Here is a 16,969-nt window from a genome sequence, read left to right on the forward strand (position 1 = left end):
TAGAGGAAATCTTAGGAGGAAAAATGAATATAACTTTAATAACAGTAGGAAAATTAAAAGAGAAATATTTAAAGCAAGCAATAGATGAGTATTCAAAGAGATTAAGTAGATATTGTAAACTTGAAATTATAGAATTGCCAGATGAAAAAACTCCTGATAATGCATCAGCAAATGAAGAGAAACAAATAAAGGAGAAGGAAGGAAGAGGTATTCTATCTAAAATAAAGGACAATTCATATGTTATAGCTATGGATTTAAAAGGAAATCAAATTACTTCTGAGGAATTTGCAAGTTTTATTGATAGATGTGGAGTTACTGGAAATTCTAATATTGTTTTTGTTATTGGAGGTAGTCTAGGTCTTTCTGAGGATGTTTTGAGGAGGGCTAATTATAAGCTTTGTTTTTCTAAAATGACTTTTCCTCATCAGCTTTTTAGAGTTATGCTTTTGGAACAGGTTTATAGAGCTTTTAGGATAATGAAGGGTGAACCATACCATAAATAAATGAGGTTTTTAGTTCATAAATATATATTTTTATTTTATGATAAAGTTTAAATAACTCTAAACTTTCCCTTTTATATGCTAAATACTTTAATTTTTGATGTGAGATTAACTTATAAGTAAAAGAAAGTTATTAAACTTTTTTATCTAAATAATTGAATACTTTTTAACTTAAAGAATAAAAAGGAGGAAATTATTATGATAGCACCATTAAATGGTATTAAGATTATTGACTGGACTCAAGTACAATAAGGCCAAGCTTGTACTCAGTTATTAGCTTGGTTAGGAGCTGATGTAATTAAAACTGAAGTCATGGGACTGGAGATTCAACGCGTAGTGAGTTAATTGATTTACCTGATTTAGACGGATTATATTTTTTACAACTTAATAGTAACAAGCGTTCAATAGAACTAGATATTAAAACTCCAGAAGGAAAAGAGATTTTAAAAAAATTTTTAAAAGATGCAGATATTTTTGTTAAAAATTTACATTCAGGAGCTGTAGGAACAGGATCATTTTTAATGTAATCTACTCTTGTTTTATATGAAGGTATTAATGAAAAAGGATTAATGGGCGGTCAATTATATTATCGTAATTATGCTCATTATTAACCTAAAGCAAAGGACGGAACAATAGTAGTACAACCACCTTATGTTGTAACATACTTATTAACACAATGTGCAACTGTAGAAGAAGTTGTTGATGCTTTAACAAATACAATAACAGTAGTTAACATACCAATGTTTGGAAGTGTAGGAATGGTTCGTTGGTCATTTACAGATAAAACTGGAGAAACAGTAATAGTAGAACCAGATGAAACTGGTATAACAATATATCGTAATGCAATGGGAGTATTAACTAATAGCCCAAGTTATGCATGGCATAAATTAAATTTATATAATTACTTTAATATAAGAGATTTAGATTATGATTCTTTAAGTGTTAATGGATTTACTTTAGAATAATGTGCATCAGGAAATGGTACTTTAGGACTTCTAGGAGATTCTACATCTCAATCTAGATTTGTAAGACTTGCATTCTTAAAGAAATATGGAGTTAAGGGTAAAACAGAAGAAGAAGGAATTACTTATGGAATACATTTATTTAATAATGTAGCAATGCCTTTAGGTATGGTTAGAGTTTCAGAGCCAGGAGATTTAAAACATGCTTCAGGTGTAGTTCCATTTGATTATATAGTATATACTTCAATGATGTGTGCTGAATCATTAAAATTCTATTGGGTAACTTATGAAAATCAAACAGTACAATGTGTAGATTTAAATGATTTATTAAGTAAAAATGATTATGCACAATTTGATCTTGGAAGAGTAACTGAATTTAAATATTTAACAAAATAAGTAGTAATATTATACAAAAAGTAGAGTGTTAATTCACCCTACTTTTTTAATTTATTAGGTAACTTGCATTACTAGATTTTTATTAAATAATAATAGTAAATTTCTAATTGTGAAATATGGGTACTATTTCTTTATGTGATTTACATTCCTTAAAATATCTTCAAGTTTTTCAGTAGAAATGATTCTTTCATTACAAGCTTCACTATCTAAGCATACATGGAAACCAAGAGATCTATAAGCATCTGCTCCAAGATGAGAAGTCTTACATACAGGAGAAACAAATGCAACTTCATTATTAGTTCCTATATGATTGCAGAAAGTACATACATTAGTATTATTTGAATTAGAATTAGTAAGTCTACAAGCCATACTTATAAATTTTCCATCTAGATTATAAACTATAAGCAATTTTCGTATAGATTGATCAATCCACCCTAAATATACTTTTGGTGAATCTTGTATACTTAAATCAGGTAATTTTAATTTCTTTTCCTTTTTAAAAAGTTTACTAATTTGTTGGTTTGTAATTTTTGGAATTCCATATACATAGCCATTTAATTTGGATAAAAAAGCATTTATATGAAATGAATCAGTAATATTACTTATATCAAGAAGCTCTCTTTCCTCTTCTGATAAGTTAGTAAAAAAACTATATATTTTGTCTTGTATGTATAATCTAGTTGTATCAACTGTACCAATATCTATGCAATTTTTTAAAGCATTATTTAAATCATATAAACATTTTTTTATATAATTGTATTCATGTTTTTTTATAAAAGGATTCATAAAGCATAACACCTCTCTTTATAAAATAAAAAAGATGATTATTATTGTTTAAATTAAAGCAAATAATAATCATCTAAATATACAAATAGTCATAATTATTTTGCTTATAAACTTAATATATTAACGTTAATCTATCTAATACAATGAAAGGATAACATAAATTAAAATAGTTACTCAATCTAATAAATGTTTCTGTAAAAATTATAAGCATAGACGTTTTTCTTCGTATATTATTCTTTGTATACTTTTCTCTGATAGAAAATATTCTTTAGTTAGTGAATTAATAGTAGCACCATTAAGATATTTGTTATATATTTCATTATTCCTAATCCTAAGGCTATTTTTTATACCACTCTTTTCACCCCATGATTTATGATTGCACTCTTTTCTTGGTATATAAAGGTATTCTCCATCAACATATTCTTGTATTATTTTAAGAATTTTATTTGGTAACACATCTTTTGCTTTTATATATTTCATTTTTTGCTCCTTTATCTTTAATAGTAATTATTAAAGCAAAGAGTACAAAAAGGCTATGTGTTACAGAACCTAAAATATACATTACATATCAGCTAACTTAATAGATTAGGCTCCAAACAAAGCATAGCTGCTTTTTGTTTAATCTCTGCAGGGAGCAAGTAGATTTAAAAATGAATGTACTACTAAGTACTTTCATTAAAAAACACCTCCAATACAATATGTTATGTATATTATATCATAATTAAATGGGAGCAACTAAATTCTAATTTAAATAGATAAATATTAAAATTTACATAAAATTATTATTACACCTTATTTTTCACAACATATTAAGAATATTATAGTGAAGTTAAATAGCGACTACAACTAGTTGGTGGGATAGAGAATATAATATTCCGACTCAATCAGGAGTAGCACTTGGACATAGTAATACAGGAATGCACTTAGTAATAGAATTACTTACAGCTTTAATGCAAAGAGAAAAAATAGGTGAAGGATGTTTTGTATATCAATCAATGCAAGAAGCGGTTTTAAATTTATGTAGAGTTAAACTTCGTGATCAATTAATCTTAGAAAATACAGGTACTCTTAAACATTTTCCAGGATACCCTGAAACTAAAGTGGGTAATATAGTTCCTTGTTATGGTGACTCTGAAGGTGGCCAAGTACTTGGGTAGTACTACAAGTGTAAGGGATAGGAAACTGACCCTAATGATTATGTTTATATTGTTCTTCAAAATGAAGAGAAAGCTTTTGCTCAAGCATGTAAAGGATTTGGAAAGCCAGAGTGGATAACAGACCCTAAATTTAACACTCCAGAGGCTCGTAATTTAGTTAAAAAGGAAATTTATAAAGAAATTTAAAAATATGCTATGACTAAGAGTAAGGATAAAGTTGATTTAAGTGAAAGAAAATTCATTAAAGAAATGACAACAGTTAAAAAATTACCTAAAGATTATCTTACAACTGAATTTGTAAGATATGTTAAAAAAAGATACAATTTAAAGTAGAATAATTCGTTAATTTTTTTAGTAGTTATATATAAATAATAATTTTTTTTGTAAATATTTTTAGTAGAAATAAATAAAATTATAAATATATATTATAACAAAGAAACGATATTTTAGTTAATAATGACAAGGTAGATAAAGTAAAATTGAATCTACCTTGTTTTTTTATAGAAAAATATAATAGGGGGAATAAATGTTACAATAAAGATTAGAATTAAAGAAGATGTAAATTTAATCAATAAAGAACAAAAGGAGGTTATATTTATAATAAAAAAATAATAAAAACTTTAGATGAAAATTATGGAGAAAACAGAAATGTAGATAAAGATTTAGAAGTATATGTTTTAGTGACTGAAAACATAGGAGATATTAAAGAGCTTAAAAATGGTATGCTGAAAGAAATACTACCAGAATACACAGATGAGATTATATGTAGTGAAGGAGTTAATTATACTTCTTCACTATTTTTACTTTCTAGGATTTTTCAGTAGTAGTCATAGCTTATGAAGAAATTCCTAAAGTACTTTTAGAATAAGGAGGTGATAGTGTGGCTAAAAAGATTGAAGAGGAAATAATAAAAAGCACTAGATACTGTAATCTTATAAAACAAGCTAGTTTGAAAGATGAAGATTATACATACTACATAGAAAAGATTTTTGCAGATCACCATTACAAGAAAAGGTATTTTCATATATTGAATTCTTTACTAACAGTGTATTTAAAGTATGGTTAGAAACCTAAGATAAAATTCTATTAAACTAAAGATACCAGATCTTAGATTAATAATCTAAGATCTGGTATAAAATGTAGTTTATTATAATATAATTTACTTTGTTATTGATTTGAATGATGATGTTTGTTCTTTAATACCTTTTTCAGCTGCAAATCTTTCAATGCTAGATGCACCAAAGAATCCATCTATTCCTTCTGTTCTTTCCATTACATACTCAGCATCTTTAGGCTCCGCAATAGGTCCGCCATGACAAATTACCATGATATCTGGATTAACTTCTTTACCAGCTTTAATAATAGCAGTTATTTTTTTCACGCAATCATCTAATGTAAGAGATGTTTTAGCACCAATTGTTCCCTTGGTAGTTAATCCCATATGTGCTACTAATATATCAGCACCTGCTTCAGCCATTGCTTTTGCTTGCTTCTCATCGAATACATAAGGAGTTGTAAGCATATCTAATTCATGTGCTTTTCTAATCATTTCAACTTCTAGTTCATATCCCATACCTGTTTCTTCTAAGTTTTGTCTAAATACTCCATCAATTAGACCTACTGTTGGAAAATTTTGAACTCCGTTAAAGCCTTGATCTTTTAATTGTTTTAAATATACATCCATAACTCTAAATGGATCAGTTCCACATACTCCAGCTAATACGGGAGTATTTTTTACAACTGGTAATACTTCTGAACCCATTTCAACTACAATTTGATTTGCATCTCCATAAGATAATAATCCTGCTAATGAACCACGTCCTGCCATTCTATATCTTCCAGAATTGTATATAATAAGCATATCAGCTCCACCAGCTTCACTACTTTTAGCTGTAATACCTGTACCAGCTCCTACTCCTACTAATATTTTTCCATTTTTAACCTCTTCCTTAAATTTTGCCATAATTTCTTTTCTTGTCATTGTATTCATTTATAAATCCTCCTTAAACAAATTATATATAATTTTATTTATTCATTAAATCTATTAACTTTTGTGCTGCTGCTTCTGCAAATTCTACATCATTAATTGCACAATCCATTTCAACTATTTCTACAATATTTTTATTAACACCATTTCTTAGTGTATCGAATAACATTTTATCCTCTTTTACACCATGGAATACTTCACCTTCTAAATCAATACTAGATATTCCTTTCAAAGGTAAAAATAAGGCTGTTTTTTCTTTTGCCATATTTAACTTCTCAACAAGCTTTTTACCAATTAATTCATTTTCTTCTATAGTTGTTCTCATAAGTGTTACTGTAGGGTTATGTTTATATAAGTTACGATTTTTAAATTGATTTGGCACTGTATCATATGGTCCAAAATTACACATATCAAGGGCACCAACTGATACAACTTGTGGAATGTTATTCTTTCCTGCTGCTTCTAATCTATGTGGTCCTGCATTTAAAGTACCGCCAACAATTTCATCTACCCACTCTGTGGTTGTAATATCTAACACTCCTTCTATGAATCCACCTTCAATAAGGGCTTCCATGGTCTTTCCACCTATACCTGTTGCGTGGAATACAAGTACCTCATAACCCCTATCTTCAAGATATTTCGCTGCTTTAGATACACAAGGGGTTGTAACTCCAAACATAGTTGCTGCAACTAATGGCTTTTTAGCAACTACTTTTTTATTTTCAAATTTAACCATACCTGCAATTGCAAATACTGCATTTGTAAAAATTTTAGTTGAAATTGAGTTAAGTCCTGCAACATCTACTATGGATGGCATCATAATAATATCACTTGTACCTATATATTGAGCAGTATTTCCTGATGCTACTGTTGATACCATAACCTTTGGTACACCTATAGGTAATGCTCTCATAGCTGGTGTTACTAATGAAGTTCCTCCAGTACCACCAAAGGAAATAATTCCATCAAATCTACCTTCTTCATATAATTGAGGTATTAATTTTTCTACTCCCTTTGATAATAATTCTGTTGCTAATGCTCTATCCTTTTTAGCAACAAGAGTTTCAATATCTGTACCTCCAGCTTTTGCTACTTCTTTGTTTGATATATCTGGTTCAAAAGCTGGTTTAAATACTCCTGTATGTATTGTAAGAGTATCAAGTCCCAAACTCTCAATTAATTCTTTAACATAAGAATATTCAATACCCTTAGTATCAAATGTTCCCACAATAGCGATTGTTTTCATTTTAAATCCCCCATTCAACCTTAGTTTGTTATACAGCCTGTATACTCTTAGATAAACCTTAAGAATATTCTTAAAAAAATAGTATGATTAACTATAAATTAATCATACTGTTTCTTCTTATTTGTGTAAACGTTATTATGTACTATGTTTTTGTGTTTATGTTATATTTTTAGATTTATGTTGTTTAGGTGAGTAGCCCATATATTTTTTAAACATTTTGCTAAATTGTGCATAGTCTTTATAACCTACCAATGATGCCACTTCAGATAATTGAAAATTTTTTCTATCTAAAATTTCTACTGCTTTGTTTATACGGAATTTAACTAAATACTCAGGAAAATTACAACCAACCTGCTTTTTAAATAAGCTACTTAAATAACTTCTAGATACATGTGCAACCTTAGCTAAATCTAAAAATGAAATTTCATTCATATAATTTTGAGCAACGTATTCCTTTACAAAATCAACATAATCATAATGTTTTGTAATTCCATCTAACATTTTACTCATTAAATCATCTTCATTTAATTGTCCTGATACTTTAAATGTTTTTGTTATATTAATAATTGATTTTTCAGAAGGAATTCTCTCAAATGCAGATCCACCTATATAGCCCATTAAATCATCATTATTGTTATACATATATTGAATATCCACAGGTGTTTTTATAGGCCCGCCATAAATTAATTTAATTACATTAGGATTTAATTCATTACATTTATCAAATATTTTTCTTGCTCTAATTTTTGCAGCTTCTAATGAAAATACTTTTTTTGATCCTAACAATCCTCCACCTGTTAAACCTAAATGTACACAAATAACATCAGCTCCAGAATTAATCATTTGAACTGCTTGTATTTCATCAAAAACAAATGCAACTGTGAATAAACCTTTTTCATGACCTATTCTTATTGCTTCTACTTCCATTAAATAATTTAAGCCATTTTCTTCAAGTGTCTCTCTAAATTGCCCATCTATAAGCCCAATTGTTGGATAATTATTAATTCCTGAAAAACCCATATCAATTATTTTTTCTATATAACTCTCTATATTTTTTGTAGGATCTGTTGCATTAAGTCCAAAAATAATTGGGATATCTTTTGCTAATGGTAATATTTCTTTAGAGGCAAAATCCATTACCATATCGTTGCTATTACAAAAAGGTAAAAATCCTGCTAAAGAGCCCCTTCCCATTTGACGAAATCTACCTGAGTTTAGCATTAGAAGAAAATCAGCCCCAGCATTCTGTGAATGTTTTACTGTCATTCCTGAGCCTGTTGCTATTCCAATAATATGATTACCTTTTTTTATTTGTAATCTGAGTTTTTCCAAAATTCTGTCTCTTTTCATCTTCTCAAATCCTTTAATCTATATAATATTTAATTATATTATATAGATAAATATTAAAAAAGGGTATGAAAAATATATTTTATATACTAAAAAATAGTGATGTAAAATATATTTGATACATAAATAAGTTCTAAGCAATAGGATTTAATTAGGAGGAAGATCAAAGTGGATATTAGTAAACAAATAAAAAAATATATGCTCAATTTAAAATTATCCTAGGCAGATTTGGTTGAAAAAGTATTTGTAATATGTAAGACAATTTAAAATTGGTAAAATTGAAGGAATTATCCATATATAAATATCTTGGTACTATTAAATATTCTCTTTGGTGCTTACATTGGTATTCTAGTTAAATAAGATTTGGAAGAAATGGAAGAAGAAATTAAAACAGAGAACATTAAAAGGTTTAAATGTGACGATATGATTTTTATAATACTACTGGTTGTTCCATTACTTCTTTACTTAAATTTTATTGTAATTATAATTTGCTTAGTACTATATGATATTCCAATGTATTATACAAAAGCTATTGAAAAACAAAAGAAAATTTATGATATTCAAACATACAAGGATAAATGCAAATAAAATAATTAGTGTATTAATTTAATATATAAGTGTATTATGTAAAATTTTAAGTTCAAAAGCTTGATTAAGCTAAAAGCATTCGACTAACTGTTTAATCAATATTTTCTATAGAAATTAACTATTAAAGGAGATTTAATACATAAATTTTTTAGAAGAAAATTAAATATAATTGTAATAAAAAATATATATAAGGAAATAATATATTAAAAGATATCTTGAATATTATGTTGAATAAGAACGAAATTTGTAATATTAATAAAATATTTAAATAAGTATATCAAAATACTTTAAACTAAAATAAAACAGTATCAAAAAACAGTTGAAGTGTATTAAATAAAAAATATTAATTATTAAAATTAAAGCTTAAATCATTGAAGTATATAGCTTTAAGTAGATTAAGTATTATTAATACATTTTATTGGCATGATACTTGCTACTAATATAAATGTAAATAATAAATTATTAAAAAATTTTGTTTATAAGAAAAATTATAATTAATAATTTTATTACAAGTTTTTAGAACTTATTTATAATTTTTGTAACAAATAAAAAATAGGAGGTATATATATGGTAGGAATTATTCTTGCTAGTCACGGGGATTTTGCTAAAGGGATCTTACAATCTGGTAAAATGATTTTCGGTGAACAAGAAAACGTTAAAGCTGTTACATTGATGCCTAGTGAAGGGCCTGATGATATTAAAGCAAAAATGAAAGATGCAATCGCATCCTTTGATAGCCAAGATGAAGTTTTATTCTTAGTTGATCTTTGGGGTGGTACACCATTTAACCAAGCAAATAGTTTATTTGAAGAACACAAAGATAAGTGGGCAATTGTAGCTGGTATGAATTTACCAATGCTTATTGAAGCTTATGCAGCTCGTCTTTCAATGGAATCTGCACAAGAAATTGCATCTAGTATTATAGAATCATCTAGAGAAGGAGTTAAGGTTAGACCAGAAGCATTAGAACCAGTTAAAGAGGTTAGCACTTCTGATAATTCTACAAATAATTCTAACTTAGGTAAACCAGGATCATTTGAGTATGTATTAGCACGTATTGATTCTCGTCTACTTCATGGACAAGTAGCAACTGCTTGGACTAAAACTGTTCAACCAACAAGAATCATTGTTGTATCAGATGCAGTAGCAAAGGATGATCTTCGTAAGAAATTAATTCAACAAGCTGCTCCTCCAGGAGTTAAAGCACATGTTGTTCCAATTAATCAAATGATTAAACTTGCAAAAGATAATGAGCATTTTGGAGGACAACGTGCAATGCTTCTTTTTGAAAATCCAGAGGATTTACTTAGAGCAGTAGAAGGTGGAGTACCTTTAAAGACAGTTAATGTTGGTTCTATGGCTCACTCAGCAGGTAAAGTTCAACCAAATAAAGTTCTTGCTTTTAGTCAAGAAGATATTGATACTTTTGAAAAACTTAAAAAAGCTGGGTTAGATTTTGATGTTCGTAAAGTTCCAAATGATTCAAAAGGAGATATGGACGAAATTATTAAAAAAGCACAAAATGAATTAAATAAATTAAAATAACTTAGGTTGTTTTAATAGAAAAAGGAGGATTAACACAGTGGATCTAAATATAGTTCAAATAATATTAGTTATTATTATTGCATTTTTAGCTGGGATGGAAGGAATACTAGATGAATTCCAATTTCATCAACCATTAGTTGCATGTACTTTAATCGGATTGGTTACAGGCAACTTAATACCATGTCTAATCTTAGGTGGTACTCTTCAAATGATTGCCTTAGGTTGGGCAAATATAGGTGCAGCAGTAGCACCTGATGCAGCATTAGCATCTGTTGCATCTGCAATTATTCTAGTTCTTGGTGGTCAACAAGGTAGAGCAGGAATTGATTCAGCTATTGCTATAGCAATTCCATTAGCAGTTGCAGGTTTATTATTAACAATTATCTGTCGTACAATTGCTACAGCATTCGTACATTTCATGGATGCTGCTGCAAAAGAAGGTAATATTAGAAAAGTTGAAATGTGGCAAATTATTGCTATTTGTATGCAAGGTGTACGTATAGCTCTTCCAGCAGCATTAATTTTATTAATTGGTTCTGGTCCTATTAGCGCATTACTTACTTCTATGCCAGCTTGGTTAACAGATGGTTTAGCAGTAGGTGGTGGAATGGTTGTAGCTGTTGGTTATGCAATGGTAATCAATATGATGGCAACAAAAGAAGTATGGCCATTCTTTGCAATTGGTTTTGTATTAGCAACTATTCCTCAAATTACACTTATGGGATTAGGTGCAATCGGTGTATCTATAGCTCTTATTTACTTAGCACTTAGCAAAAAAGGCGGTTCAGGTAATGGTGGATCAAATACAGGAGATCCAGTAGGCGATATTATCGATAATTATTAGGAAGGGAGAGAAGACGAATATGGAAAAAAAATTAAAGTTAACAAAAAAAGATCGTCTTTCTATTTGGTGGCGTTCAACTTTCATTCAAGGATCTTGGAACTATGAAAGAATGCAAAACGGTGGTTGGGCATTTTCATTAATTCCAGCAATTAAAAAATTATATAAAACTAAAGAAGAAAGAGCAGCTGCGTTAACACGTCACTTAGAATTCTTTAATACTCACCCATATGTAGCTTCACCTATTATTGGTGTAACATTAGCATTAGAAGAAGATCGTGCAAATGGATCACCTGTAGATGATGTAACTATTCAAGGTGTTAAAGTTGGTATGATGGGACCTTTAGCAGGTATCGGAGATCCAGTTTTCTGGTTTACTGTTAGACCTATATTAGGAGCATTAGGTGCTTCACTTGCTATGGCTGGTAATATAATGGGACCTATTATATTCTTCTTTGCTTGGAACATTATACGTATGGCATTTACTTGGTATACACAAGAACTTGGTTACAAAGCTGGTTCTCGTATTACAGAAGATTTATCAGGTAGCTTATTACAAGAAATTACAAAAGGTGCATCTATACTTGGTATGTTCATCTTAGGATCATTAGTTAATAGATGGGTATCTATTAAATTTACACCAGTAATATCATCTGTTCAATTAAGTAAAGGTGCTTTCATTGATTGGGCTAACCTTCCAGCTGGAGCAGAAGGTATTAAACAAGCATTAATTCAACAATCAGCTGGTTTATCATTAAGTCCTGAGAAAGTTACAACATTACAAGGTAACTTAGATTCATTAATTCCTGGACTTTCAGGATTATTATTAACACTTCTTTGTATGTGGTTACTTAAAAAGAAAGTATCTCCAATTGTAATTATTCTTGCTTTATTTGTAATTGGTATTGTATTCCACGTAATAGGATTAATGTAATATTTTTTATTCAGCCTAGGTTAGTATAATATTTTTACTTAGCCTAGGCTTTTATTAAACATAAAAAAGCTAAAATAAAAATAAATTTTGTGATATTATAAATTATGATAGTATATAAAAATAAATGTATACTTAAGTAGAAAAGAGGTAGAACGATGGTTGAATCACTTAATACAAATGTAGATTTAGTAATGGATGCAACATCTTTCGCAGGACTTACGGATTATGGGAAGATAATGATTGGCGATAAGGCTTTTGAATTTTATAATTCTAATGATTCTAGAAAATTTATTCAAATTCCTTGGAAAGAAGTTGATTGTGTAATTGTATCTGTAGTATTAAAAGGAAAATGGATTCCAAGATATGCAATTAAAACTAAAAAAAATGGTACATATTCCTTTGCATCTAAAGACCCAAAGAAGGTACTTCGTGCTATTAGAAATTATGTTGACCCAAATCACATAGTTAAGTCATTAGGATTTTTTGATGTTATTAAAAGAGGAATAAAATCTATATTCAAGAAGAATTAATATTAGCTTAATGATATGTAAGTATATAGGTAGAGCGTTTCTGTTTAAGGGAAGTGCTCTTTTTTGTTTTGTTGATGCTATAAATTTAATTATCTATTTTAATATTTAATTTAATAATTTTTATGTTAAGGAAAATGAAAAAAGATACAACTCTAATTTTAATAGATTTGTATCTTTTTTATAATTATATATATTTAAAATTATGCCATTTCACTAACTGATTTAATATATTCTTCTCCTTTTTTAGGGTGGAACTCCTTTTCCCATTTAGATATAACAACAACAGCTAGTGAGTTTCCAAGTACATTAACAACAGTTCTTGCCATATCAACAATACGATCTATACCTGCAATGAAAGCAACTCCTGCTACAGGGATTCCTAGAGAACCAACAGTTGCTAATAGTACTACAAAGGATGCACCTGGAACTCCTGCCATACCTTTTGAAGTAAGCATTAATACAATTACTAAGTTAATTTGAGCAGAAAGTGGTAGATGAATTCCGTATATTTGAGCAATAAAAAGTGCTGCAATAGATTGATATAAAGTAGATCCATCTAAGTTAAAAGAATATCCTGTTGGTACAACAAAAGATGTAATTGACTTAGGACATCCAAACTTCTCCATCTTCTCCATTAATTTTGGTAAAACTGCTTCAGAACTTGCTGTAGTATAAGCTAAAATAAGTTCATCTTTTAAAAGTTTTATAAGTGATAGGATATTTATTCCTGCTATCTTTGCAACAAAACCAAGAACAAAAAATACAAAGAAGAACATTGCACCATAAACAGTAATAATTAACTTTCCTAAAGGAATTAATGAAGCTAATCCAAATTTAGCAACTGTTACACCTATTAGACCAAATACACCAAGTGGTGCAAGTTTCATAATTTGATTAGTTATCCAAAACATTGCATCAGCTATTCCTTGAAATATTGCAAGAACAGGCTTTCCTTTTTCTCCAATTGCAGCTACCCCTAATCCAAACATAACTGAAAAGAAAATAATAGGAAGTAAGTCACCTTTTGCAAGAGATTCAAAAATATTAGTTGGAACAATATTTATAAATGTATCCATAAACCCATGGTTAGATGCAGCTTCTGCTGTATGCATATATTTATCAATATTAGTAGTTGCAAGATTGCTAATGTTTACTCCATTTCCTGGGTGAACTAAGTTAGCTACAATTAAACCTATTATAATAGCAAAGGTAGTTACAATCTCAAAATAAAGTATTGTTTTACCACCTATTTTTCCTAATTTTTTAATATCCCCAACTCCTGCAACACCAACAACAAGTGATGAGAAGACAATAGGAACAACAATCATTTTAATTAATCTTATAAAAATATCTCCAAATGGCTGTAAATATGAAGTAATAGCTTGATTACCATAAAAAACAGCTCCTACTATAATACCAAGAACAAGTCCAAGTATAATTTGAAACGCTAGTCCGAATTTTTTCATTTGTTTAATAGCCCCCTTGATTGATTTATAACTTAAAAGTCATTTTGTAAATTTTCTTAGATTACATAAATGCAAGAAATATATATGTAAAAATTCATTTTACAGACTATAGTATATCATAAAAAAAGTGAAATTAATCTTATATTTTTAAAAAAATATAGATTAATATATGTATTTTTTAAATTTTAACCTAAAAATTTAAAGTAAATATAGAGAAAATTGATAAAAATCCTTCATTAAATTAAAAAAAGTGCAAGTTTTATGTTAAAAATATCTATATATTCGAATGATATATGGGGAAATTGAAAGTTTACCATAATAATACAATTAATCTAATGTTAATAAAATTATGAAATTTATTAATAGATTTTAATTCAAAATTATAAATGAATATATTAGAGATAAAATGAAAAAATAAAAATTAAGCAGATAAATAAATTTTAATTATTAAAAAAAGAATTTATGGAATATTAATTTATAATTATAATATTTAAAAGGAATAAGTATTATAATTAAAGTTAATAAAATTATAATCTTATAAAAAGTATCTAACTTAAGTTTGATATTAATAAACAAATAAAATAGGGAGTGATTTTATGTGTACAGGATTAACACTAGAAACAAAAGATGGGTTACATTTATTTGGTAGAAATATGGATATTGAATACTCATTTAATCAATCTATAATATTCATTCCAAGAAATTTTACATGTATTAATTCTGTTTCTAAAAAGGAATTAACAACTAAACATGCAATTCTTGCTATGGGAACAATATTTAATAATTATCCAACTTTAGCTGATGGAATGAATGAGAAAGGTTTAGCTTGTGCAGGGTTAAACTTTCCACAAAATGCTTATTTTCCTAAGGAAAGATCAAAAGACAAAGAAAATATTCCAGTTTACAACTTTATTTTATGGGTTCTAGCAAACTTCAGTAATATACAAGATTTAAAAAAGGCATTGACAAATGTGAAATTGGTAGATGAAACTATTGATGAAAATATACCTAATTCAACACTTCACTGGATGGCAACAGATATAACAGGAAAATCTATAGTAATTGAACAAACAAAAGAGGAAGGATTACGTGTTTTTGATAACAATGTTGGTGTTCTTACAAATTCACCAGAATTTCCTTGGCATATAACTAATTTACGCCAATATATTGGTATGATAAATTATGATATAGTTCCATCATATGAATTGAGTGATGAAAATTTAATTGCACTAGGACAAGGAAATGGATTAATTGGATTGCCAGGAGACTTTACTCCAGCAGCTAGATTTATAAGAACATCCGTATTTAGGGATGCAGTTATGAAAAACGATAAAGATAAAATTGATATTATTGAATTTTTCCATATATTAAATAATGTTGCTATGGTAAAGGGTGCAGTTAGATTACCATCTTCAAAGAGTGATGTTACTCAATATACAAGTTGTATGAATTTAGAAAAGGGAATTTATTATTATAACACTTATGAAAATAGTCAAATAAATGCCATAGATATGAATAAAGAAAATTTAGATGGTAAAGAAATGAAGATGTTTAAGTATAATACAACTTTAAATATAAATTTTGAAAATTAATATATATAAATTATTAAAACATAAATATTTAAGTTTAAAATAAGAAGGATAGCTAATATATAAGGCATTTCCTTCTTTTTTTATTAAAAAGGTATTTAATTATGACTTTGTAAATTGTATACTAAAAAGTGCTTATTAAAATTTGGAAAATTTAATTTAATAAGTATTATTTTATAAAATAGGAGTTAAAAAATACATGAAGAAAAAACATAAGATAATGTTAGCTATTGTAAGTATTATTATAGTAGTAACTATATTAGGGGTTATATCCTTTTTTACATATAGAAGGATAAGTGAAAATAAGATACTAGAAAAAGGTATACACTTTATGGATGGGAAGGAATATGATAAAGCTTTAGTTTTATTTGATTTGGATTATAAGTCAAAAAATAAAGAAGCATTAGAATACAAAGATATGATAAAGGAATACTTATATTCTAAAAAGCTATTTAATGAAAATAAAGTAGAAGAGGCAAAAAATGAAATTAAAAAAATTAATTCTAGTTATGTGAAATTTTATGGATTAAAGGATGATGTTGATAATCTTGAAATAAAAATAGATGATTCAATGAAAAAGATAAGTGAATTTAATAAAATAAAAGAATTAATAAAGAAAAAAGACTCTAATGAAGCTACAAAATTACTCAAAGACTTAGAAAAAGAGAAATTAAATTTAAATGAAAAGAAAGAAATTAAAAAAATTAAGGATGAAATAAAATACATAGAAGATGAGAAAATAAATCCAAAGGAAGCAAAGAGAATTAAGAAAGAAAAAGAAGAAATTTTAGAAAATAAAAGTCATTGGAATACATTTTATAAAGCTGTTCAATTAGTTAATGGAGTGCTACCAGAAGGAACTGACTTTATATATGAAGGTATTATGAGTAAGGATAAAATCCAATATTATCAATTTTTAGATACTGATTTAGTGAGATATGCTGTACCTTTGAAAAAAAGTGATAATGTATATTTAGTTGTGAGTAATTATGGAGAGCCAATACTTAAGTTAATAAATAACTAATATTTATTTTAATATAAGACATGCAACTATTAGTTAACAGTATGCAACTACAAAGTTATTGTACATATTTA

The 16,969-nt window shown here is 27.7% G+C and carries 18 protein-coding genes and 2 pseudogenes; 14 read left to right on the forward strand and 6 right to left on the reverse strand.

The features are described from left to right. Positions 1–23 precede the first annotated feature (23 nt). From rlmH to J2Z53_RS12880, 3 genes and pseudogenes are all read left to right on the forward strand, one after another. Positions 24–503, forward strand: coding sequence for a 23S rRNA (pseudouridine(1915)-N(3))-methyltransferase RlmH (gene rlmH, locus J2Z53_RS11705; RefSeq protein WP_209797672.1), 480 nt, complete (start codon positions 24–26; stop codon positions 501–503). Between the two features lie 326 nt (positions 504–829). Continuing rightward, positions 830–1,027 (forward strand): annotated as a pseudogene (locus J2Z53_RS12995) (CoA transferase); the annotation flags it as partial. A 102-nt stretch (positions 1,028–1,129) separates the two neighbouring features. Then, positions 1,130–1,858 (forward strand): annotated as a pseudogene (locus J2Z53_RS12880) (linear amide C-N hydrolase); the annotation flags it as partial. Between the two features lie 123 nt (positions 1,859–1,981). Here J2Z53_RS12880 and J2Z53_RS11725 read toward each other — a convergent pair. Further along, positions 1,982–2,644, reverse strand: coding sequence for an FBP domain-containing protein (locus J2Z53_RS11725; protein ID WP_209797673.1), 663 nt, complete (start codon positions 2,642–2,644; stop codon positions 1,982–1,984). A gap of 201 nt (positions 2,645–2,845) precedes the next feature. Continuing rightward, positions 2,846–3,124, reverse strand: a complete 279-nt coding sequence (locus J2Z53_RS11730) for a CD3324 family protein (RefSeq protein ID WP_209797674.1) — start codon at positions 3,122–3,124, stop codon at positions 2,846–2,848. A 392-nt stretch (positions 3,125–3,516) separates the two neighbouring features. Between J2Z53_RS11730 and J2Z53_RS11735 the strand changes: the two genes are divergently transcribed. The 4 genes from J2Z53_RS11735 to J2Z53_RS11750 all read left to right on the forward strand — a co-directional run bounded on the left by J2Z53_RS11735 (position 3,517) and on the right by J2Z53_RS11750 (position 4,867). Further along, positions 3,517–3,801, forward strand: coding sequence for a CoA transferase (locus J2Z53_RS11735; RefSeq protein WP_327786721.1), 285 nt, complete (start codon positions 3,517–3,519; stop codon positions 3,799–3,801). 195 nt (positions 3,802–3,996) lie between these two features. Next, entirely contained in the window at positions 3,997–4,134 is a 138-nt protein-coding gene (locus J2Z53_RS11740; protein WP_209797675.1) for a hypothetical protein, read from the forward strand. 347 nt (positions 4,135–4,481) lie between these two features. Further along, positions 4,482–4,625: a hypothetical protein gene (locus tag J2Z53_RS12885; RefSeq protein WP_234925857.1), complete on the forward strand. Its 144-nt coding sequence runs from the start codon at positions 4,482–4,484 to the stop codon at positions 4,623–4,625. Between the two features lie 56 nt (positions 4,626–4,681). Next, positions 4,682–4,867 (forward strand): hypothetical protein, encoded by a 186-nt coding sequence (locus J2Z53_RS11750; protein WP_209797676.1) that lies wholly within the window; start codon positions 4,682–4,684, stop codon positions 4,865–4,867. Between the two features lie 93 nt (positions 4,868–4,960). Here J2Z53_RS11750 and J2Z53_RS11755 read toward each other — a convergent pair whose 3' ends face one another. The 3 genes from J2Z53_RS11755 to J2Z53_RS11765 form a co-directional block, all read right to left on the reverse strand. After that, positions 4,961–5,791 (reverse strand): phosphoenolpyruvate hydrolase family protein, encoded by an 831-nt coding sequence (locus J2Z53_RS11755; protein ID WP_209797677.1) that lies wholly within the window; start codon positions 5,789–5,791, stop codon positions 4,961–4,963. A 34-nt stretch (positions 5,792–5,825) separates the two neighbouring features. Beyond that, complete coding sequence (locus J2Z53_RS11760; protein WP_209797678.1) at positions 5,826–7,034, reverse strand: Tm-1-like ATP-binding domain-containing protein; 1,209 nt, start codon at positions 7,032–7,034, stop codon at positions 5,826–5,828. 156 nt (positions 7,035–7,190) lie between these two features. Beyond that, complete coding sequence (locus J2Z53_RS11765) at positions 7,191–8,384, reverse strand: phosphoenolpyruvate hydrolase family protein (protein ID WP_209797679.1); 1,194 nt, start codon at positions 8,382–8,384, stop codon at positions 7,191–7,193. 360 nt (positions 8,385–8,744) lie between these two features. On the opposite strand from J2Z53_RS11765, the gene J2Z53_RS11770 reads away from it, so the two are divergent. From J2Z53_RS11770 to J2Z53_RS11790, 5 genes are all read left to right on the forward strand, one after another. Continuing rightward, a complete protein-coding gene (locus J2Z53_RS11770) occupies positions 8,745–8,969 on the forward strand; it encodes a hypothetical protein (protein WP_209797680.1) in 225 nt (74 codons plus the stop codon). Between the two features lie 567 nt (positions 8,970–9,536). Further along, the gene (locus tag J2Z53_RS11775) at positions 9,537–10,514 is read left to right on the forward strand and encodes a mannose/fructose/sorbose PTS transporter subunit IIA (RefSeq protein ID WP_209797681.1); all 978 of its coding nucleotides are present in this window, start codon (positions 9,537–9,539) and stop codon (positions 10,512–10,514) included. Between the two features lie 37 nt (positions 10,515–10,551). Then, positions 10,552–11,358 carry a PTS mannose/fructose/sorbose transporter subunit IIC gene (locus J2Z53_RS11780; RefSeq protein WP_209797682.1) on the forward strand — a complete coding sequence of 269 codons (807 nt, stop codon included), beginning with the start codon at positions 10,552–10,554 and terminating at the stop codon, positions 11,356–11,358. Between the two features lie 19 nt (positions 11,359–11,377). Then, a complete protein-coding gene (locus tag J2Z53_RS11785; protein WP_209797683.1) occupies positions 11,378–12,289 on the forward strand; it encodes a PTS system mannose/fructose/sorbose family transporter subunit IID in 912 nt (303 codons plus the stop codon). A gap of 155 nt (positions 12,290–12,444) precedes the next feature. Beyond that, entirely contained in the window at positions 12,445–12,819 is a 375-nt protein-coding gene (locus J2Z53_RS11790; RefSeq protein WP_209797684.1) for a DUF956 family protein, read from the forward strand. A 200-nt stretch (positions 12,820–13,019) separates the two neighbouring features. Here J2Z53_RS11790 and J2Z53_RS11795 read toward each other — a convergent pair whose 3' ends face one another. Further along, complete coding sequence (locus J2Z53_RS11795; RefSeq protein ID WP_209797685.1) at positions 13,020–14,285, reverse strand: cation:dicarboxylate symporter family transporter; 1,266 nt, start codon at positions 14,283–14,285, stop codon at positions 13,020–13,022. A gap of 596 nt (positions 14,286–14,881) precedes the next feature. Between J2Z53_RS11795 and bsh the strand changes: the two genes are divergently transcribed. Together bsh and J2Z53_RS11805 are read left to right on the forward strand one after the other, a co-directional pair. Beyond that, a complete protein-coding gene (bsh, locus tag J2Z53_RS11800; protein ID WP_209797686.1) occupies positions 14,882–15,877 on the forward strand; it encodes a choloylglycine hydrolase in 996 nt (331 codons plus the stop codon). A 196-nt stretch (positions 15,878–16,073) separates the two neighbouring features. Further along, on the forward strand, positions 16,074–16,898 hold the full coding sequence (locus J2Z53_RS11805) for a hypothetical protein (protein ID WP_209797687.1): 825 nt from the start codon (positions 16,074–16,076) through the stop codon (positions 16,896–16,898). Positions 16,899–16,969 lie beyond the last annotated feature (71 nt).

The sequence above is a fragment of the Clostridium moniliforme genome (assembly GCF_017873235.1).
Classification (GTDB): Bacteria; Bacillota; Clostridia; order Clostridiales; family Clostridiaceae; genus Clostridium; species Clostridium moniliforme.

What these genes read in the sequence shown, in the direction of transcription:
- J2Z53_RS11790 (WP_209797684.1), top strand. Translation starts at nt 12,445, where the DNA reads ATGGTTGAATCACTTAATACAAATGTAGATTTAGTAATGGATGCAACA.
- J2Z53_RS11795 (WP_209797685.1), bottom strand. Translation starts at nt 14,285, where the DNA reads ATGAAAAAATTCGGACTAGCGTTTCAAATTATACTTGGACTTGTTCTT.
- J2Z53_RS11755 (WP_209797677.1), bottom strand. Translation starts at nt 5,791, where the DNA reads ATGAATACAATGACAAGAAAAGAAATTATGGCAAAATTTAAGGAAGAG.
- J2Z53_RS11785 (WP_209797683.1), top strand. Translation starts at nt 11,378, where the DNA reads ATGGAAAAAAAATTAAAGTTAACAAAAAAAGATCGTCTTTCTATTTGG.
- J2Z53_RS11775 (WP_209797681.1), top strand. Translation starts at nt 9,537, where the DNA reads ATGGTAGGAATTATTCTTGCTAGTCACGGGGATTTTGCTAAAGGGATC.
- J2Z53_RS11760 (WP_209797678.1), bottom strand. Translation starts at nt 7,034, where the DNA reads ATGAAAACAATCGCTATTGTGGGAACATTTGATACTAAGGGTATTGAA.
- J2Z53_RS11730 (WP_209797674.1), bottom strand. Translation starts at nt 3,124, where the DNA reads ATGAAATATATAAAAGCAAAAGATGTGTTACCAAATAAAATTCTTAAA.
- rlmH (WP_209797672.1), top strand. Translation starts at nt 24, where the DNA reads ATGAATATAACTTTAATAACAGTAGGAAAATTAAAAGAGAAATATTTA.
- J2Z53_RS11740 (WP_209797675.1), top strand. Translation starts at nt 3,997, where the DNA reads ATGACTAAGAGTAAGGATAAAGTTGATTTAAGTGAAAGAAAATTCATT.
- J2Z53_RS11805 (WP_209797687.1), top strand. Translation starts at nt 16,074, where the DNA reads ATGAAGAAAAAACATAAGATAATGTTAGCTATTGTAAGTATTATTATA.
- J2Z53_RS11765 (WP_209797679.1), bottom strand. Translation starts at nt 8,384, where the DNA reads ATGAAAAGAGACAGAATTTTGGAAAAACTCAGATTACAAATAAAAAAA.
- bsh (WP_209797686.1), top strand. Translation starts at nt 14,882, where the DNA reads ATGTGTACAGGATTAACACTAGAAACAAAAGATGGGTTACATTTATTT.
- J2Z53_RS11725 (WP_209797673.1), bottom strand. Translation starts at nt 2,644, where the DNA reads ATGAATCCTTTTATAAAAAAACATGAATACAATTATATAAAAAAATGT.